Consider the following 18,896-nt stretch of genomic DNA (forward strand, 5'->3'; position numbering starts at 1 on the left):
ACACGGGCCCGTCAGGCCACCACGCGTGCCAGTGCGAACCCGTCGTGCCCCTTGGTGCCCACCGTCTGCACCGCCGTCCCGCTCAACTTGGGGTGCCCGGCGATCAGTTCGAGCGCGGCCCGGGTGCCTTGCAGGCTGGGGTCGTCGCTGTCGGCCTCGGTGATCCGGCCGGAGCGCACCACGTTGTCGAGGACGATCAGGCTGCCGGGGCGGGTCAGTTTGACGGCCCACTCGACGTAGTGCCCGTTGTTGGCCTTGTCCGCGTCGATGAAGACCAGGTCGAACGGGTCCGGGTGCTCCTCGGCCAGCTTCGGCAGCGACTCCAGCGCGGGGCCGACGCGGACCTCGGCGATCCGGTCGAGGCCCGCCCGGGCCAGGTTGCGGCGGGCCACCTCGGCGTGTTTCGCGCTGTACTCCAGGGTGATCAGCCGGCCGTCCGCGGGCAGTGCGCGGCCCAGCCAGATCGTGCTGTACCCGCCGAGCGTGCCGATCTCCAGGATGCGGCGCGCACCCTGGATCTGGGCGAGGAGCTGGAGCAGCTTCCCCTGGTTCGGCGCGACGTTGATGGGTGGGAGTCCGGCCGCGTCGCTGTCTCTCAGGGCCGCGGCGAGCACCTCGTCGGCGGGGGAGAGGAGGGTGGTGAAGTACGAGTCCACGTCGTCCCAGAGCTGTTGCGCTGTGCTCATGCACCGTCCCTTTCCTGGACCTGGTTAGAGCATCTAACTAGTCTCGCTAACGAATATAGCCGGAGTGGGGTGCGCTGTCAGCGCATATCCGGCCAGGGGCCGGGATGTCAGCCGATCGGGGGAGAGGGGCGGGGGTGAACGCGCGACGGCGCCGCGGCCGGCGGTGTGCCGGCGCGGCGCCGTCCGGGCGCGCGGTGTCGGGGGTCAGTGGGCGACGCGCTCCACCGCCGGGGCCGACCCCGGCAGCGGGCGGCCCGCCGACTCCGCCATGAACCACACCGAGGCACCGCCGATCACGGCCGCCGCCATCATGTAGTACGCGGGCATCATCATGTTCCCGGTCGCGCCGATCAGCGCCGTCACCACCAGCGGGGTCGTGCCGCCGAACAGCGACACGGAGACGTTGAAGCCGATCGAGAGCGAGCCGTAGCGGACCCGGGTCGGGAAGAGGGCGGGGAGCGCCGCCGGCATCGCCGCCGTGAAGCAGACCAGCAGCAGTCCCAGCGCGCCCATGCCGAGCGCGACCGCGAGCAGGCTGCCCTGCCGGATCAGCAGCACCGCCGGGATCGACAGGGCCAGGAAGCCCGCGCAGCCCGCGGCGATCACCGGACGGCGGCCGACGCGGTCCGTCAGGGCGCCCGCGAACGGCTGCACCACCATCATCAGCGCCATCACACCGAGCACGACCAGCAGTCCGTGGGTCTCGTCGTACTTCAGCTCACTGGTGAGGTAGCTCGGCATGTACGACAGCAGCATGTAGTCGGTGACGTTGAAGACGAGCACCAGGCCCATGCACAGCAGCAGCGCCTTCCACTGGCCGGTGACCATCTCGCGCAGCGGCACCTTGGGGCGGTCCGCCTCGGCCTTCGCCACCTCCGCCGCGAACGCCGGGGTCTCCTCCAGACGCATCCGCAGATACAGGCCGATGATGCCCATCGGACCCGCGATCAGGAACGGGATGCGCCAGCCCCAGGCCACCAGGTCGGCGGAGGACAGCAGCGCCGTCATCAGGGTGACCAGGCCCGCGCCGCCGATGTATCCGGCCAGCGTGCCGAACTCCAGCCAGCTGCCGAAGAAGCCGCGCTTCTTGTCCGGCGCGTACTCCGCGATGAACGTGGAGGCGCCCGCGTACTCACCGCCGGTCGAGAAGCCCTGGACCAGGCGGGCCGCCAGCAGCAGGATCGGCGCGCCGACGCCGATCACCGAGTAGGACGGGATCAGGCCGATCGCGAACGTGCCGACCGCCATCATGATCATGGTGAGTGCGAGCACCTTCTGCCGCCCGATCCGGTCGCCGAGCGGGCCGAAGACCATGCCGCCGAGCGGGCGGACGAGGAAGGCCGCGGCGAAGGCGCCGAAGGTCGACAGCAGCTGTGCGGTGGCGTTGCCGGACGGGAAGAAGACCTTGCCCAGCGTCACGGCGATGTAGCTGTAGACGCCGAAGTCGAACCACTCCATCGCGTTGCCGAGTGCGGCGGCCTTGACGGCGCGCCTGACCAGCGCGGGGTCGGTGACGGTTGGCCCGGGACGGGCCGGGGACACGGGGGCGACGGGTGCTGTGGGCGGTGCGACGGTCGGCAAGAGTCCGCTCGCCTGCCTTTCTCCGGGGACAGGGACAGGGCGCGCCGACGGGCGGCGGGCCGGTGGCCCCCCACGAGGGCGGGCTCGAAAGGACCATAGGGGTACTTGTCGACTTTACGTAAAGTGACGGTGTCGCTCCGAAGTGTGGCGAAATGTGGTGTACGCAGGGGTGACGCCAGGTCCGCGCGGGGGCTGACGCCGTCGTAATTGTGATCCATGTCGCGCATTTAGGAGGGAACCGTTCCGCTTGCGCGGCTATCGTCGTGCGGACGAAGGCCTGGCGGACCTCAGGTGAAGAGGGGGTTGCCCGCGCCCCACCGAGGGGTGCCGCGAGCGTCATAAGGTCCGCGCAGATGCATACGTACGGGACGAACGGGTCGGGAGGGCCGACGGGGCGTGGCGAACGTGGAGCACAGCGGGCAGGCGGCCGGAGCCTTCGCGGCGGGGACTCCCCAGCAGACGAGAGCACGGCTGAGAGCGGCCCGGGTGGGCCTCTGGCTGATCGTCGCGGTCCTCGGGGGCCGGCAGATGGCCGCCGTCCTCGGCACCCCCCGCGGCGAGCGGCTGACGGACCTGGAGACCTGGGTCGGCCCCAGCGGGGTGCTGCATGTCAACGGGTCGCTGTACGACTCGACGCGGTTCACCGGCACCCCGTTCGCCGGGCTCGTCCTCAAGCCCCTCACCCGGGCCGCCGAGCAGGCCCTCGGCTGGGGCTGGACCTTCGGCACCCTGCTCCTGGTCGTCGCGCTCGGCCTGATCGCCGCCCGCGCCCTGCCCCAGCCGGTGACCCGGCGCAGCGCGCTGCTCGCCGCGCCCGTCGCGATCAGCCTGCTGATGCTGTCGCTGCCGGTGCGCAACGCCCTCCGGCTCGGCCAGACCAGCATCATCCCGGTGCTCCTGGTCCTGCTCGGCTGCTTCGTCGTGCGCGGTCAGCGGGCCGGGGGTCTGCTGATCGGCCTCGGCGCCGCGCTCCAGCCGACCGTGCTGCTGTTCGCGCCCCTGCTGTGGGGCACCGGCCGCCGTCGCGCCGCCGCCACCACCGTCGGCACCTTCGCCGTGTGCACCCTGCTCGCCTGGGCCGCGATGCCGCACGACTCGTACACCTACTGGGTGCACCATGTGGCCGGAACCGGTCTCGGCGGCAAAGCCGACGACCACACCAACCAGTCCCTGCACGGCGCCCTGCTCCGGCTCGGCCTGTCCGGGCCGCTGGAGATCGGCCTGTTCCTCGTGCTGGGCGCCGCCGTCGCGACCGCCGGGCTGCGCCGCGCCATCCGGTACGCGCGGGACGGGCAGCTGCTGCTCGCCGTCGCGGTCACCGGCTGTGTCGCGGTCGCCGTCTCACCCACGAGCTGGCAGCACCAACTGCTGTGGGTGCTGCTGGCGGTGGTCGGCCGGGTCGGCACCCGGGCCTCGGACCGGTACGTCTGGCCGCTCGCCGTCGTGCTGGTGATGACGCTGCCCGCGACGACGATGGTGCCGAACATGACGGTGGTCGAGCCGCTGCGCGACAACCTGGTGCTGCTCGCGGCCCTCGCCGCCGCCACGTTCGTCCCGTTCCTGCCCCGCACCTCCCCGTCCTACCGGGCCCCCGTGCCCACCGAGTACGCGCCGCCCGTCCCCACCCGCAGGCCCTACGTCCCCCTGCTGCCCTTTCTGCGCAGGGTCCTCACCCGGCCCAACCTGCTGCTGGAACTGCTGCTCATCCGGGTCACCTACGCCGCCTACTCCCGGGTCCGGCTCGCGGCCACCGGCGAGGAGGGCGTGGCGGGCCGGGCCACCGCCGAGCACCACGGCGACCAGATCCTCGGCCTGGAGCGGTTCCTCGGCATCGACATCGAGCGCGGGATCAACCATGCCGTCGTCAAGGTCGGGTGGCTGCGCGGCTTCTTCGACTTCTATTACGAGTCCTTCCACTTCATGATCCCGCTGACCGTGCTCGCCGTGCTCTACCGGCGCCGCCCGGTCGACTACCGCTGGGCGCGCTCGGTGCTCGGCTTCGCCACCTTCATCGCGCTGGCCGGTTTCTGGCTCTATCCGCTGGCCCCGCCGCGGCTGATGCCGCACCTCGGGATCATCGACACCGTCCACGGCGTGCAGGACTTCTCCAAGCCGGACTACGGCACCCTGACCGCGGTGACGAACCAGTACGCCGCGATGCCCTCGCTGCACTTCGGCTGGTCCCTGTGGTGCGGGCTGACCGTCGCGGTGCTCGCGCCGAGGTGGTGGATGAAGGTCCTCGGTCTGCTGCACCCCCTCTTCACGCTCTCGGCGATCGTGGCGACCGGCAACCACTGGGTGCTGGACGCGCTGGGCGGCGCGGCCGTCGTCGGCGCGGGCTTCGCGCTCGCCCATCTCGTCCAGGGGCCGCGCGCCCGGCCGGCGGCCGTTCCCCCGGCGGTCAGCACCGTCCCCGCCCCGGTGCGGGCCCGTACTCCGAGCTGATCCGGTAGACGCCCGGCGCGGTGACCTTCAGCCGGGTGAACTCGCCGTCCCGGGCGAGGCAGCCGCCGCCGTCGACGTGCAGCCACGGCGAGTGGGCGATCCGCACGGTGACCGGGCCGGGCCGCGGCACCCGTACGTCCACCTCCGCGGCCGTCGTCCGCAGGACCCTCGCGGGTGCCGTCACCAGCGGCACCGCGTCGCGCACCCGGTACACCCGCCAGTGCGCGTCCCGCCACACCGGCTCCAGCCAGGCCGGGCGGTGCTCGCGCACGAGCTGCGCCTCGTCCTTGGCGTACCCGTCCGGCTCGGCCGGCGACAGGACGACGAACCCGACCGCCCAGCGGTCCAGCCAGCGGCGGTAGGAGGCCGCCGAGAACGTGCCGTCGTAGAAGAGGCGGGCGCGCTCCATGTCGAGCTGCCGGTTCCAGCCGCGCGCGAGGTTCAGGTGCGGGGCGAGGACGGTGGCCTCGCGGTGGTTGCGCGCCGGGACGGCCTCGACGCGGGTCCGGTTCGCGCCGAGTTCCTCGAGGGCCCGTACCACTCCGCCGGTGTCCGCCGCCCAGGCCGGCACGGTGGTGGAGACCCTCAGGTCGTTGACGGTCTTGCGGCCCACCCAGGTGACCGAGAAGACCAGTGCGGCGACCAGCAGCACCCGCCGGAGCCCCCGCAGCCGGGGCCGGGCCAGCAGCATCGCGAGCAGCGCGGCCGGCGCGAACAGTTCCGCGAGCCGCTCGACGTTCGTCCCGACCGGCGAGGGGATCAGATACGCGAGCACGGTCCCCGCCGCGTACACGCCCCCGCTCCAGCGCGCGACCCGCCAGCTCCGCGGGGCGAGCACCGTCACCGCCAGCCCGAACAACGCCGGCTGCCAGATGCGGTCCGCGGGCATCAACTGCTCCCCGGTGAAAGGGAACAGCAAGGTGGTCGCGGTGACCACCGCGCACGGCGGTGCCAGCAGCACCAGGGCCCGCCCCAAGTCCCGTACGCACAGGAAACCGGCCCCGAGCACCGCCAGGAACAGACCGGCCACCGGGCTCGCCATGGTCGCGAGCGCCGTGCACGCCGTCGCCCACAGGAGCCGCCGCTGCCCGGTCAGCAGCACACAGCCCGCCAGTCCGAAGGCGACGCCCAGTGCGAACGTGGTGCGGCCCGAGGCCACGTCGCACCACAGCGCCAGTGAGGCGAGCAGCGCCGGACCGAGCGGCCAGCGCACTCCGGTGCGCACGATCAGCACCGCGGCCAGCCAGGAGGAGGCCACCCCGGAGACGACGGTGACCGTGCGCACGCCGAGGGCCGCCATCAGATACGGCGAGATCAGGCTGTAGTCGGCGGTGTGCATCCCGCCGTACCAGAAGAGGTTGTACGCCGACCCGCCGTGCTCGGCCGCGAACCGGGCCCATGCCTCCTGCGCCGCGAGGTCGCCTCCTCCGGTGGCGAGGAACAGCCACCACACCGCGTACAGCGGCAGGCCGGCGAGCGTGGCGAGGAGCGGGATCCGATGCCGGGCCCCGAACGCCCGGAGGGATCGGCCCGTGGGAGTGGCGGTGTCCTCGGACCGGACCGGCGCGAGTTCGGCAGGGATCAAGAGGGCACGCTTCCGTTCGGCGTCTTCGGCGAGGGCGACAGCGAGGGCGATCGCGAGGGCACGGCGACTGTGCCCCTGTGAGGACGCGGAAGGGAAGGGGGAGTTCACCCGTACGGGGACCGGTGGGCCGTACGGGGTGGTGTGAGGGAGGCAGGGGCGGGGCGTGGGGGAGACTGCCCCTGCCTCCCACGGGACGGGCCGGCGGCGCCGGGAGGCCGGCGGCCCGCGTCTGCCGGTCCGCGCCGGTCAGTCCGCGCTCACCCGGAGTTCCTTCACCCCGTTGATCCAGGCGGAGCGCAGCCGTCGCGGGTCGCCGGCCACCCGGATGTCCGGCATGGTGTCGGCGATCGCGCCGAAGATGAGGTCGATCTCCAGGACGGCCAGGGACTTGCCGAGGCAGTAGTGCGGGCCTCCGCCGCCGAAGCCGAGGTGCGGATTGGGGTCCCGGGTGATGTCGAAGGCGTCCGGGTCGGTGAAGACCTCGGGGTCGTGGTTGGCGGAGGAGTAGAAGAGACCGACCCGGTCGCCCTTCGGGATCGGTGTGCCGCCCAGTTCGGTGTCCTGGGTGGCGGTGCGCTGGAAGGCGACCACCGGAGTCGCCCAGCGGACGATCTCCTCGGCGGTGGTCGACGGGCGCTCCCGCTTGAACAGCTCCCATTGGCCGGGGTGGGTGAGGAAGGCGTGCATGCCGTGCGTGATGGCGTTGCGGGTCGTCTCGTTGCCCGCGACGGCCAGCATCAGGACGAAGAAGCCGAACTCGTCGGAGGCGAGGTTGCCCTCGTCCTCGGCCGCCACCAGTGTGCTGACGATGTCCTTGGCCGGGCACTGCTTGCGCTGGCCGGCCATGTTCATCGCGTACCCGATGATCTCCGCGGCGGACTGGGCGCCGACCTCCTCGGTGACGGCGTACTCCGGGTCGTCGTACGCGATCATCCGGTTGGACCAGTCGAAGATCTTCGCCCGGTCCTCCTGCGGGACGCCGATCAGTTCGGCGATGGCCTGGAGCGGCAGCTCGCAGGCGACCTGGGTGACGAAGTCGAAGGGGCCCTCGTGGGCACGGGCCTTGTCCACGATGGCGCGCGCCCGGGCGCGCAGCCGCTCCTCCAGCGCGCGGATGGCGCGCGGGGTGAAGCCGCGCTGGACGATCTGGCGGACCCGGGTGTGCTCGGGCGGGTCCATGTTCAGCAGGATGAGCCGCTGGGCGTCGATCCGGTCGCGCTCGATGTGCTCGTTGAAGCGGATGATCGCGGTGTTGAGGTACGAGGAGAAGATCTCCGGGTGCGTGGAGACGTACTTGACGTCCGCGTGCCGGGTGACGGCCCAGTAGCCGTCGTCCGCGAAACCGGCCACCCCCCGCGGCTGGGCGATCCAGCGGACCGGTTCCGCACGGCGCAGCCCGGCGAACTCCGGCAGGGGCACACGATGGTGCAGCACGTCCGGGTCGGTGAAGTCGAACCCGTCGGGCAGCGCGGGACAGGGCATGGGCCTCCCACCCTTCTGACGGCCCATCAGGAATTGCCGTGAAGGTAGTAACGGGTTCTACAAGCCGCAAGGGGTGTCGCGCGCCCAATTCCGTGCGGAACTCGTGCAGATCACGACGATCGGAGACTGCACGACTCTTGCGGCCCGGGAGGCCGGGTCCGCAGACTGCAAGCAGAACTAGAACGCGTACTAGTTCTGCGTGGCGGGTGGGCCGGGACGCCCGCGCCGCGCGGGTGACCGAGGAGAGGACGAACCCCCCATGGCCGCGGAACCCGTGATCGTCGAAGCCGTTCGCACCCCCATCGGCAGGCGCGGCGGCGCGCTCGCCAATCTGCATCCCGCCTATCTTCTGGGCGAGACCTACCGTGAACTCCTCGGCCGCACCGGCATCCCCGCCGACTGCGTCGAGCAGATCGTCGGCGGAACGGTGACCCACGCCGGCGAGCAGTCGATGAACCCCGCGCGCACGGCGTGGCTGACCGTGGGCCTGCCGTACGAGACCGCGGCGACGACCGTCGACTGCCAGTGCGGCTCCTCCCAGCAGGCCGCGCACATGGTGGCCAACATGGTGGCGGCGGGCGTCATCGACGTCGGGATCAGCTGCGGTGTCGAGGCGATGTCCCGGGTGCCGCTCGGCTCCGGGTCCAAGCACGGCCCGGGCAAGCCGTTCCCGGACGAGTGGAACGTGGACCTGCCGAACCAGTTCGAGGCCGCCGAGCGGATCGCCCGGCACCGCGGGCTGACCCGGGAGAACGTCGACGCGCTCGGGCTGATCTCGCAGGAGCGCGCGGCGGTCGCCTGGGCCGAGGAGCGGTTCAAACGGGAGACGTTCGCCGTCCAGGTGCCGACGACCGAGGAGGAGCAGCGCGCCGGTCAGGGCATGTGGCGGCTGGTCGACCGGGACGAGGGCCTGCGCGACACCTCGCTCGACGCGCTGGCCGGACTCAAGCCGATCATGCCGACGGCGGTCCACACGGCGGGCAACTCCTCGCAGATCTCGGACGGCGCGGCGGCCCTGATGTGGGCGTCGAAGCGGATGGCTCGCGCCCTGAAGCTGCGGCCCCGGGCGCGGATCGTGGCGCAGGCGCTGGTGGGCGCGGACCCGCACTTCCACCTCGACGGCCCGATCGACGCGACGAAGGCGGTCCTGGGCAAGGCGGGGATGTCCCTGCGGGACATCGACCTGGTGGAGATCAACGAGGCGTTCGCGTCTGTGGTGTTGAGCTGGGCGCAGGTCTTCGACCAGGACCTGGAGAGGGTGAACGTGAACGGCGGCGCGATCGCCCTGGGCCATCCGGTCGGAGCGACGGGCGCCCGCCTCATCACGACTGCACTCCATGAACTGGAGCGCACGGACAAGGAGTTCGCCCTGATCACGATGTGCGCGGGCGGCGGTCTGGCCACGGGCACGATCATTCAACGACTGTAGGGGTGAGCGGATTCGGGCCGGTGATGCAGTGGCCCGAATCCGCCCCACAGATCAGCGTGCGACTGCCGCCCACTCGACGAACGTGGTGAACACGGCGGGCGGGAAGGCGAGTACCGGGCCTCCGGGGGTCTTGGAGTCTCGTACGGCTACGGTGGCGCCGGGAAGTTCGGCGATCTCGACGCAGTTGCCTCCCTGGTCGCCGCTGTACGACGACTTGCGCCACGAGAGGCTGCCGAGGGGGGCGCATTCGACGCAATCGCCGCCCTGGTCTCTGCTGTAGCTGGACTTACGCCACTGGGTTGCCGTCGGCAGTGCCTTGTTCTCCATAGCGTTCCTCCATCACGCGCCGGATCAGCTCCGCCGAGCTTTTGAGGGAAAGAGCGGCGGCCTGGAGATGATCGTAACGGAGCGAACAGTCCTTGACGGTGTCCGGATTAGCGGTCGGATGTCCGCTGCCGTACCCCTCGGTGTAGACGATGGTTGGGTCGCTTGTGAAGCGATAGAGGTCGAATGAGCCTTGGAGTCCGGCGTGCGCTCCGGCCGAGAACGGCAGCACCTGGATGTTGATCAGGGGGTCGTCCTCGAAGGACAACAGTCGCGCCAGTTGCTCCCGCATCGTCGTCGGTCCTTCGATCTGCAAATGCAGCGCCGACTCGAAGAGGACCAGCCAGTAGACGGGCGGCTCCTCCTTTTCGAAGATGCGCTGCCGGTCGAGCCGTACGGCGGTGCGGTCGTCCAGGTCCGTCTGGTCAAGAGCGCCGAGCACGGTGCGGGCGTACGCCCTTGTCTGAAGAAGGCCCGGCACCATGTGCGATTCAAAGGCGTAGATACCTGTCGCCCGCGCCTGTAACTCCGCCACCTGCCTGAACCAGGCCGGAAGTTGGCTGCGCATGACCAGCTGCACCAGCCGTGAAAGCAACCCACCCGTCCCCAGCGCCGCGTCCACCCGTTCGCTGAACTCCGGTGTCGGCAGCTTTCTGGCCGTTTCGATCTGGCCCACCAGCGAACCGGTGTAGTTGATGATCTCCCCGAGCTGCCGCTGGGTCAGTCCCGCGGCCTCCCGGTGGCGGCGCAGCTCGAACCCGTAGTAGTCGAGCGGTGAGGCGCCCGGGTCGAGGACGTTGATGTGGGTCACGTGGAGCCCCCTCTCGCGACAACTCGGCCCACTGCGGCACCGGTTGTATCCCGTCTGTAGCGCAGCGTAGTCGCGGCAGGTCAGCCTTGTACCGTGAACGACTACATTCCCCCGGCGCTGTTAGAGCCCCGCCCCGCCCAGTACCGCATGCGTCTCACCGTCGGTGAGCATTCGGCGCGGCACATCCGGCGCGTCGTCCGCTCGTTCCTGCGCGAATGGGAGATGGCGGAGCTGGCCGACGCCGCCGAGCTGGGCGTGTCCGAGCTGGTGGCCAACGTCGTACGGCATGTGCCGGACCGGCGGTGCACGGTGCTGGTGATGCGGCAGACGGCGGGCGTCCGGGTGGAGGTGACCGACGGGTTCTCCGGGCTTCCGTCGGCCCGGTCCGAGGTGCCGGAGGACTCGGAGGGCGGTCGCGGGCTGCTCCTGCTGGACGCGGTGGCCGACAAGTGGGGCGTGGAGCCGGAACCCTCGGGCGGCAAGACCGTGTGGTTCGAGTGCCGCTGCTGAACGGGGAGACGAACAAGCCGAAGGCGGCGGCCCCGGTGGGGGCCGCCGCCTTCGCGGTCACTGCTTTCGGCTCTGTCAGTACCAGTGGTGGGTGGACCAGAAGTTCCACGCGGCGGCGGGGCTGCCGTAGCGGGAGTTCATGTAGTTCAGACCCCACTTGATCTGGGTGGCCGGGTTCGTCTTCCAGTCGGCACCGGCGGACGCCATCTTGCAGCCCGGCAGGGCCTGCACCAGGCCGTAGGCGCCGGAGGAGGCGTTGGTGGCGTGAATGTTCCAACCGCTCTCGTGAGAGACGATCTTGTTGAACGCGGCGAACTGCGTGGCGTCCGGGATCATCTGGTGCGCGATCGCCTGAGCGTTGGTGGCCGAAGTGGGGGTGGCGGCCTGAGCGGGCGCCGAGGTCATCGCCAGGCCGGCCGCGGCAGCGGCGAGGGCGGTGGCGGCGACGGCCTTCTTCGGGGAGGCGATGCGGCGGATGAAGGAGACGGACACAGAGGCACCTTTTCGTCGGGGACATGGGCGTCGCAGGCATGCCGGAACCACGCGGAGGTGGTGGGGGTATGCACTGGCGCCGCGACCCGAGTGGGTTCGTGGCGCCCTGCGACGTCATCCAGAGAAGCAGGCGGAAACCCCGTCCGCAATGCCCCCTTTTACTAGTGATGGTCGCATCCGCGAAGAAGGCCCCCTGTGTGACGTGGCTCTCAATGTGCAGGTCAGCGCCCTGATTGACGAGGGCATGGCGGCGGCTTGGGAGTACGGCCCCGCGTCGTAGGTGACGGTGGTCACGTGGGGCTCGTCACGGTTTGAGTGACGGAACGCGCATAGCGGCTGCACACGGAGGAAGCGGACGGTGTGAGCCAGGCCGCATGCGCGGGAGGCGGGATGTGACCGGCGCCGCACGTGAATGCGTCGCGAGCCCCTCAGAGGGTCAGCGTGATCGCGGCGCCGATGCCGCCGAGGCCGAGGGCGATGGCGGCCGGGCCCCAACCTCCCCTGCCCCAGGGGAAGAGCCTGTCGAAGGCCAGCCGGCCGGGGCCGAGGGCGGCCACGGCGAGGGCGACGGCGGCGATGCCGATGTTGTACTCCATGCCGCCCTGTGTTTCCCACAGGCCATGGGGGGCGGTCTGGGTCGCCATGGCGTTGATCATCACGCCGATCAGGGCGGCGGAGGCGAGGGGGGTGAGCAGTCCGACGGCCAGGCCGAGGCCGCCGAGGAGTTCGGAGAGGCCGCAGACGAGGGCGAAGACCCTGCCCGGATGGAAGCCGAGGGAGGAGAGGTACTCGCCGGTGGCCGTCAGGCCCCCGCCTCCGAAGATCCCGAAGAGCTTCTGGGTGCCGTGCCCTGCCATCAGCAGCCCGAAGACCACTCTGAGGAGCAGGAGTCCCCAGTCGCCGGCCCATGAATACGACCGGCGCATGCCGCGTGCCGCCGGTTCTACCGGTTCCGTGGGAGCCGACGGCCGGTCCGAGTACGCCATCTGACCGCTCCGGTGGACGCGCCGTGAGGGGCGCTGACTCCAGCCTTTCGCAGGCGCCCCGGACACGCATCTCGGCCCGGTGGCGACGCGGCGCCTACGTCAGGTGGAGAGCATCTGGAGGGGCAGCTCGATGACGGCGTAGGCCAGGAGTGCGCAGGGAGCGGCGGCGCCCAGCGTCAGGGCGCGCTCCTTGTGTGTACGCGCCATGAGCAGCGGGGCCAGGGCGAAGACCGCGAGGCAGGCCCAGGCCTGCGGGGCGTAGTGGAGGTTCCAGGCGTAGACGATGCCCTCCATGCCGAAGAGTCCGGCGAACGCGGCCAGGCCGATCACGCGGCGGCGCACGTCCCGGCCGCACCGCCACCAGTGGCCGGCGACACCGAAGAGCGGCCCGGCGACGAGGGCCATGCCGAGCCATATGAGCGGCCAGAAGAGGTTCCCCATGCCGCCGCGCCCGAACTCGGCGTAGCCGTAGTACCCGACGACCAGTCCGGTCTCCGCGCCGAGGCCACCGGTCGCGGCCTGTGCCAGGGAGCCCCGCCGGTACAGCAGTGCTCCGGCGGCGAACGCGACGGTCGACCAGATGGCGCCGGAGTTGGCGATCTGGTTCCACGCTCCGGGAAGCCGGCCCTGGGCCAGGTTGGTGAGCACGCCGAGCAGCAGGCCACCGCCGGCAGCCGTCACCGTACGGCCGCCCCAGGTGCGCACTCTCTTCCCCAGGGTGGCCGGCGGGCTGGGGGCGGTGGTCGTCATCGGTGGCCTCCACGGTCACGGTCCCACGAACGGCACGTACTATACATGTCATGTATAGAAGCCGTGTATAGATGCTGTGTATACATGGCCTGCGCAGCGCGAGAGGCACCCCACCGTCGGCGGGCCTCAGTGCGAGTCGAAGGCCACCGGGCTTTCGAAGGCCGCGCGGCGGGTCGCCCGGCGCAGGGCCTTGAGGACGGCGGGACCGAGGGCGCAGGTCAGCACGACCGTGAGGACGGCCCGGCCCAGGTCCCAGCCCATGGAGGTGGCCAGGCAGTACGCGAGGAAGCGGGCGAGGTTGCTGGTGAGCCCGGCGTGCGGGTCGTAGGCGATGTTCGAGGCGAGCGCCCCCATGAAGGGCCAGCCGGCCAGGTTCATCACCGTGCCGTAGGCGAACGCGGCGAGGAACCCGTACCCGGCGAGCAGCGCCACCTCGCCCCGCCCCCGCAGACCGTCCGGGCCGGGCAGCAGCCCCGCGCCCAGTGTGAACCAGCCCATGGCCAGCATCTGGAACGGCAGCCAGGGGCCGACCCCGCCGGTCAGCAGCGCGGACGCGAACATGGTCACGTTGCCGAGCACGAAACCGAAGCCCGGCCCGAGCACCCGCCCGCTCAGCACCATCAGGAAGAACATCGGCTCCAGGCCCGCGGTACCGGCGCCGATCGGCCGCAGCGCGGCGCCGGTCGCGGCGAGCACACCGAGCATGGCGACGGCCTTCGGGCCGAGCCCCGACTCGGAGACCGCCGCGGCCACGACGCCGACGAGCAGCACGAGCAGCCCGGCGAAGAGCCAGGGGGCGTCCTGGGCGTGCGCGCCGAGGCCCGAGGCGGGATCGGCGAACAGGGGCCAGGCGAAGCCGACGGCACCGACCGCGCTCACCAGGAGGAGCGCGGCGACGGAACGGGGACCCAGGCGGACAGGGCGGGCCTGCGGGGTGACCCGGGCGGAGGGGGCGACGGGGGATACGGCGGGATGCGGCTCGGGGGTCGTGGCCGGATCCGGGGAGCGGTGGGTCATGACGCCAGCGCCTCGCGGACCTGGGCGACCGTGAGCCACGGCTGCGGGGCGAGGACCTTGGCCACCTGGGGCGCGTAGGACGGGGAGGCGACGACCACCTCGGCGGCCGGGCCGTCGGCGACGACCTCGCCGTCCGCGAGGATCACCACGCGGTGCGCGAGTTCGGCGGCCAGTTCCACGTCGTGCGTGGCCAGGACGAGGGCATGGCCCTCGGCGACGAGCCCGCGCAGCACGGTCACCAGACGGGCCTTCGCCGCGTAGTCCAGACCGCGCGTCGGCTCGTCCAGGAGCAGCAGCGGGGGGCGCGCGGTGAGCACGACGGCGAGCGCGAGCGCCAGCCGCTGCCCCTCCGACAGATCCCTCGGGTGGGTGTCGTCCGCGACGCCCGGCAGCAGTTCGGACACCAGGGCCCGGCAGCTGCCCGGGGCGGCGCCCGCGTCCCGGTCGGCCGCCGCGCACTCGGCGGCCACCGTGTCCGCGTACAGCAGATCCCGTGGCTCCTGCGGTACTAGGCCCACGCGGCGCACGAGGTCGCGCGGGGTGGTGCGGTGCGGCACCGCGCCACCGACGCGCACCTGGCCGCGAGCCGGTTCGACCAGCCCGACGAGCGCGGCGAGCAGCGTGGACTTCCCGGCGCCGTTGCGGCCCATGAGGGCGACGGTCTCGCCCGGGCCGACGGTGAGGTCGACATGGCGCAGGGCCTCGACGCGGCCACGGCGGACGCCGAGCCCCTCGACGACCGCGGTGGGCAGGGGCGTCGCGGGAGTGACCGTTTCCTCGACGGGTGCCGGGGTGCGTCGGCGCAGGAAGCGGCGCGGGGCGGGGAGGGCCGGGGGAGCGGGGTGCGCGATCGGGCGCGGGCTGCCGGTCTCGCGCGGTGCGGGTGCCGTCTCCGCCAGCCGTTCACGCAGGCCGGCCGCGCGGCGGCGGGCGTCGCGGACGGTCAGGGGCAGCGGGGACCAGCCCGCCAGCCGGCCGAGGTCCACCACCGGCGGGTACACCGGGGAGACCGCCATCACCTCCGCCGGGGTGCCGAGGACCGGGCGGGCGCCGGGGGCAGGGAGGAGCACGACCCGGTCGGCGTAGTGCACGACCCGTTCCAGACGGTGTTCGGCCAGCAGGACCGTGGTGCCGAGGTCGTGGACGAGCCGTTGCAGCACGGCGAGGACCTCCTCGGCCGCCGCCGGGTCCAGCGCGGACGTCGGCTCGTCGAGGACGAGGACCCGGGGGTGCGGGGTGAGCACCGAGCCGATCGCCACGCGCTGCTGCTGTCCGCCGGAGAGGGTGGAGATCGGACGGTCCCGCAGGCCCGCCAGGCCGAGCAGGTCGAGCGTCTCCTCGACCCGTCGCCGCATCACGTCCGGGGCGAGCCCCAACGACTCCATCCCGTAGGCGAGTTCGTCCTCGACGGTGTCCGTCACGAAGTGCGACAGCGGGTCCTGCCCCACCGTGCCGACCACGTCGGCGAGTTCGCGCGGCTTGTGGGTGCGGGTGTCGCGGCCGGCCACCGTGACCCGGCCGCGCAGGGTGCCGCCCGTGAAGTGCGGGACCAGTCCGCTGACCGCGCCGAGCACCGTCGACTTGCCGACCCCGGACGGGCCGACCAGCAGCGTCAGTTCACCCTCCGGAACCTCGAAGTCGATGTCCCGCACCGCAGGTTCGGCCGCCCCGTCGTATGTCACGGAGACCTTCTCGAAGCGGATCACGCGGACTCCTCGGGGGCGGGGGTGACGAACGCGGGCAGCAGGCCGAGCAGCACCGCCGCGGCGGGGAGCAGCGGCAGCGCCGGGGCGGCCAGGGGGACGACACCGGGGTGCAGGGCGGCGGGATCGTAGGCGGACCACAGGGCCGGGAGCGCCGCCGCGGCGATCCCCGAGCCGGCCACCAGCCACGCCCGCGCGTCCCAGGTGTCGGGGCGGTAGCGGGTGCGCGGGGAGCGGCGGCCGCCCAGCCGCAGCCCGGCGAGGGCGGCCACGAGACCGGCGAGGAGGACGGGCAGACCGTAGGCGGTCCCCTCCGCCGTCAGCAGTCCGTACGTGCCGGCGCAGACGCCGAGCAGTCCGCCGAGGGTGAGGGCGGTGGTGGTACGGCGGACGGCGGGCGGGACGGCCGCGGTGCGGCCGAAGCCGCGCGCGTCCATCGCGGCGGCGAGCGCCACCGAGCGTTCCAACGCGCCCTCCAGGACCGGAAGTCCGACCTGGGCCAGACCGCGCAGCCCCCGGTCGGGCCGGCCGCGCAGCCGGCGCGCGGCACGCAGCCGCCGTACGTCCGCGACGAGATGCGGGGCGAAGGTCAGCGCGACGACGACCGCCACGCCCGCCTCGTACAGTGCGCCCGGGAGGGCCTTCAGCAGCCGGGCGGGGTTCGCGAGGGCGTTCGCCGCGCCCACGCAGATCAGCAGGGTGGCCAGCCGCAGACCGTCGTACAGGGCGAAGACGAGAGCCTCGGCGGTGACCCGGCCGCCGAGGCGGATGCCCTGCGCCCAGTGCGGGAGCGGGACCTCGGGGAGGGTGAACAGGGTGTGGGTGCCGGGGATGGGGGAGCCGAGGACCACGGTGAACAGCAGCCGGATGGCGAGGACGGCGAAGCCGAGCCTGGCGAAGGCCGCGTAGGAGCGGGACCAGGGGGCCGTGGTGCGGCGGGCCGCCACGACGTAGGCGGACACCGCGATCAGGAGGGCCAGCAGCAGCGGGTTGGTGGTGCGGGTGGCGGCGGTGGCGAGCCCGAGGGCCCACAGCCACCAGGCGCCCGGGTGCACGGCCGGCCGGCCGCGGCCGGGACGGGGCGCCACTGTCAGCCCCTGCGGCGGCGCGCCTGCCACACCGCCGCCGCGCCCAGCACGGCCACGGCGGCGGCACCCGCGAGGAGGCCCACCGACGGGCCGTGGTGTGCCGCGCTCCTCGCCGACGCCTGTCCCTTGTGGTCCGTGGCCTTCGCCGGGGCACGGTCCTGCCCGGACGTCACCTGCTCGCCGCAGCCCTTGGCCGGGTAACCCGCTATCGCGCACAGCAGGGCGTTGGTGTCGTAGCGCAGCGGGCCCGCGACGGCGGCGAGCGCGTCCGCCGTCGTCGCGTCCCCGGGCACCCGGGCGCACGCCGTGCGCCCTGCCGGCGGCCGCTCCCCGGAGGGGGCGTCCGCCGCCGTGCCGAAGTCGAGGACCAGGGCGACACGCTTCTGACCGTCCCGGGCGGGTGTGCCCGCGCAGATCGTCGCGAAGTCCGCGCTGCCGCGCGGCTTGGTCGCGTCCGAGGAGTCCTCGCTCACCGCGAACCGGAAGCCCTGGACGTCCCCGTCGGCGGGACGGCTGGTCGACGGGCCCTGGGTGGCGTACGTCCAGGTGTTGCCGCCACGCTCCCAGAAGGACCAGTAGCGGTAGCCGACGGCCTGGGCCCGGCCCGCGCCGCCCAGCAGCACGCAGGCCGCCAGGAGGACGAGGAGCGGCGCGGTCAGGAGCCGGGCGCCCGCGGGGACGCGGGTCACGGCTGCTGCCGCTTGCCGCGGCCGCTGAGCAGGAAGCCGATGCCGATACCGGCGACGAGGAAGACGCCGACGATCCACCACACGCCGAAGGCGGAGCCCGAGTCGTCCTTCTTGGCGGGCTTCTGGGTCTGGTCGGTCTTCGGGGTCGCGCCGGCCGCCTGCGGTGCCGGGCCCGTCGCGTTGAGCGCGCTGACCAGGTCGGTTCCGCCGAAGTGGCGCGGGTCGGTGCCGGTCGCGAGCGCGGCGAGGATCAGCTGGGCGTACGCGGCCGGGCCGCTCTGCTTCGCCCACGGCCCGGAGTTGGCCTGAAGCCAGTGCAGGGCGCCGGACGCCCGCTCGCCCTGGCCGACGGTGGCGAGGGCGACCACCGCGTCCGCCGTGTTGCCGTAGTCGGGCTGGTCCTTGGCGCCGGGCAGGGCCGAGGTGAGGTGCTGGTCCCTGGCCAGGGCCTTGAGCAGGTAGGCGGCGCCGTTCTGCGCGGCCTGGCGCACATCGGTGGCCTTCCCGCAGACCGGGGCCGCGCTCTCGGCCGGAGCCTTCTCCCCGGCGAACCCCTTGCCGAGCGCGCCGGTCACGGCCGCCGCCGTGGCATCCGCGTTGGCGGTGAGCGCGCCCTTCTTGTCGGGCTGGTAGGCGAAGGCGCCCGCACCGTCGCCGTCGCAGGGCAGCGCGAGCTTCAGCAGCGCGTCGTAGGGGGACTTGCCGTCCATGCGGACGTCCTGCGGCTGCTCGCCCGCCGCCGTGAGCGCACCGACCACGACGGACGTCGAGTTGGCGTCGCTCGCGCCACCCGCGGTGTAGCCCCAGCCGCCGTCCTTGTTCTGCACGGACTTCAGCCAGGCCACCGCCTTGCCGCTCTCGGCTCCGTGGCCGCCGACCGCGGCCAGGGCCTGGACTGCCGCCGCGGTGTTGTTCGTGTCGACGGGCGTCTTGGCGTCGCACTTCGCGCTGGGCTGCGCGCGGTAGGGGGCGAAGGCGCCGCTCGCGCACTGCTGGCCGGTCAGCCAGTCCACCGCGGCGGTGGCGGGCCGCACACCGGCCGTGTGCTGGGCGAGCAGGGCGAGCGACTGCCGCCAGACGCCGTCGTACGTGGGGTCGCCGGTGCCGTAGAGGCCGGACGGCAGCGAGGGCGAGGCGGAGGGGGCGGGGGTGGCGGCGAAGGCCGTGGCGGGGGCCCCGGCGACGGCGGCGATGGCGGCGAGTACCGCGGCGCTGCGGCGAACGATCATGATCGGCGGGTGCCTCTCCCTTGGTGTCCGGGAGCAGGGCGGCACGGGGCATCCCCCGGGCGGCTCGGCTCCGTAGACCTCGACGGTGC

17 protein-coding genes are annotated in these 18,896 nt (G+C 72.7%); 3 read left to right on the top strand and 14 right to left on the bottom strand.

The genetic code is table 11. From position 1 onward, the window contains the following. Window positions 1-11: 11 nt before the first annotated feature. The gene (locus ACFYX0_RS14985; RefSeq protein ID WP_388970374.1) at window positions 12-686 is read right to left on the bottom strand and encodes an O-methyltransferase; all 675 of its coding nucleotides are present in this window, start codon (window positions 684-686) and stop codon (window positions 12-14) included. Between the two features lie 204 nt (window positions 687-890). Continuing rightward, the gene (locus tag ACFYX0_RS14990) at window positions 891-2,267 is read right to left on the bottom strand and encodes an MFS transporter (RefSeq protein WP_388970375.1); all 1,377 of its coding nucleotides are present in this window, start codon (window positions 2,265-2,267) and stop codon (window positions 891-893) included. Window positions 2,268-2,663: 396 nt separating this feature from the next. Here ACFYX0_RS14990 and ACFYX0_RS14995 point away from each other — a divergent pair, with 396 nt between their 5' ends. Then, complete coding sequence (locus tag ACFYX0_RS14995) at window positions 2,664-4,712, top strand: bifunctional glycosyltransferase 87/phosphatase PAP2 family protein (protein WP_388970376.1); 2,049 nt, start codon at window positions 2,664-2,666, stop codon at window positions 4,710-4,712. Here the strand turns inward: ACFYX0_RS14995 and ACFYX0_RS15000 are convergent. Both ACFYX0_RS15000 and ACFYX0_RS15005 read right to left on the bottom strand, forming a co-directional pair. After that, on the bottom strand, window positions 4,669-6,297 hold the full coding sequence (locus ACFYX0_RS15000; protein ID WP_388970378.1) for a hypothetical protein: 1,629 nt from the start codon (window positions 6,295-6,297) through the stop codon (window positions 4,669-4,671). The genes ACFYX0_RS14995 and ACFYX0_RS15000 overlap by 44 nt on opposite strands. 246 nt (window positions 6,298-6,543) lie before the next feature. Next, a complete protein-coding gene (locus tag ACFYX0_RS15005) occupies window positions 6,544-7,779 on the bottom strand; it encodes a cytochrome P450 (RefSeq protein ID WP_388970380.1) in 1,236 nt (411 codons plus the stop codon). A 259-nt stretch (window positions 7,780-8,038) separates the two neighbouring features. Between ACFYX0_RS15005 and ACFYX0_RS15010 the strand changes: the two genes are divergently transcribed. Beyond that, window positions 8,039-9,208: a steroid 3-ketoacyl-CoA thiolase gene (locus ACFYX0_RS15010; protein WP_311690434.1), complete on the top strand. Its 1,170-nt coding sequence runs from the start codon at window positions 8,039-8,041 to the stop codon at window positions 9,206-9,208. Window positions 9,209-9,259: 51 nt separating this feature from the next. Here ACFYX0_RS15010 and ACFYX0_RS15015 read toward each other — a convergent pair whose 3' ends face one another. Together ACFYX0_RS15015 and ACFYX0_RS15020 are read right to left on the bottom strand one after the other, a co-directional pair. Beyond that, window positions 9,260-9,535, bottom strand: coding sequence for a DUF397 domain-containing protein (locus ACFYX0_RS15015; RefSeq protein ID WP_388970382.1), 276 nt, complete (start codon window positions 9,533-9,535; stop codon window positions 9,260-9,262). After that, entirely contained in the window at window positions 9,495-10,343 is an 849-nt protein-coding gene (locus tag ACFYX0_RS15020) for a helix-turn-helix domain-containing protein (RefSeq protein WP_388970384.1), read from the bottom strand. The genes ACFYX0_RS15015 and ACFYX0_RS15020 overlap by 41 nt, the downstream gene beginning before the upstream one ends. Before the next feature lie 93 nt (window positions 10,344-10,436). On the opposite strand from ACFYX0_RS15020, the gene ACFYX0_RS15025 reads away from it, so the two are divergent. Beyond that, window positions 10,437-10,853, top strand: a complete 417-nt coding sequence (locus ACFYX0_RS15025) for an ATP-binding protein (RefSeq protein WP_388970386.1) — start codon at window positions 10,437-10,439, stop codon at window positions 10,851-10,853. Window positions 10,854-10,928: 75 nt separating this feature from the next. Here ACFYX0_RS15025 and ACFYX0_RS15030 read toward each other — a convergent pair whose 3' ends face one another. The 8 genes from ACFYX0_RS15030 to ACFYX0_RS15065 all read right to left on the bottom strand — a co-directional run bounded on the left by ACFYX0_RS15030 (window position 10,929) and on the right by ACFYX0_RS15065 (window position 18,807). Then, window positions 10,929-11,345 carry a transglycosylase SLT domain-containing protein gene (locus ACFYX0_RS15030; protein ID WP_388970388.1) on the bottom strand — a complete coding sequence of 139 codons (417 nt, stop codon included), beginning with the start codon at window positions 11,343-11,345 and terminating at the stop codon, window positions 10,929-10,931. A 428-nt stretch (window positions 11,346-11,773) separates the two neighbouring features. Continuing rightward, window positions 11,774-12,331: a DoxX family protein gene (locus ACFYX0_RS15035; protein ID WP_388970390.1), complete on the bottom strand. Its 558-nt coding sequence runs from the start codon at window positions 12,329-12,331 to the stop codon at window positions 11,774-11,776. Window positions 12,332-12,430: 99 nt separating this feature from the next. After that, a complete protein-coding gene (locus tag ACFYX0_RS15040) occupies window positions 12,431-13,081 on the bottom strand; it encodes a DUF6518 family protein (protein ID WP_388970392.1) in 651 nt (216 codons plus the stop codon). A gap of 126 nt (window positions 13,082-13,207) precedes the next feature. Continuing rightward, the gene (locus tag ACFYX0_RS15045; RefSeq protein WP_355907633.1) at window positions 13,208-14,098 is read right to left on the bottom strand and encodes an ECF transporter S component; all 891 of its coding nucleotides are present in this window, start codon (window positions 14,096-14,098) and stop codon (window positions 13,208-13,210) included. Further along, on the bottom strand, window positions 14,095-15,804 hold the full coding sequence (locus tag ACFYX0_RS15050) for an ABC transporter ATP-binding protein (RefSeq protein WP_388970394.1): 1,710 nt from the start codon (window positions 15,802-15,804) through the stop codon (window positions 14,095-14,097). Before ACFYX0_RS15050 ends, ACFYX0_RS15045 begins: the two co-directional genes overlap by 4 nt. After that, window positions 15,801-16,889: an energy-coupling factor transporter transmembrane component T gene (locus ACFYX0_RS15055; RefSeq protein WP_388970396.1), complete on the bottom strand. Its 1,089-nt coding sequence runs from the start codon at window positions 16,887-16,889 to the stop codon at window positions 15,801-15,803. Before ACFYX0_RS15055 ends, ACFYX0_RS15050 begins: the two co-directional genes overlap by 4 nt. A 2-nt stretch (window positions 16,890-16,891) precedes the next feature. After that, on the bottom strand, window positions 16,892-17,578 hold the full coding sequence (locus ACFYX0_RS15060) for an SCO2322 family protein (protein WP_388970398.1): 687 nt from the start codon (window positions 17,576-17,578) through the stop codon (window positions 16,892-16,894). After that, window positions 17,575-18,807 (bottom strand): prenyltransferase/squalene oxidase repeat-containing protein, encoded by a 1,233-nt coding sequence (locus ACFYX0_RS15065; RefSeq protein WP_388970400.1) that lies wholly within the window; start codon window positions 18,805-18,807, stop codon window positions 17,575-17,577. Before ACFYX0_RS15065 ends, ACFYX0_RS15060 begins: the two co-directional genes overlap by 4 nt. Window positions 18,808-18,896: the final 89 nt, after the last annotated feature.

It is taken from the genome of Streptomyces sp. NPDC002573, assembly GCF_042889625.1.
Classification (GTDB): Bacteria; Actinomycetota; Actinomycetes; order Streptomycetales; family Streptomycetaceae; genus Streptomyces; species Streptomyces gibsoniae.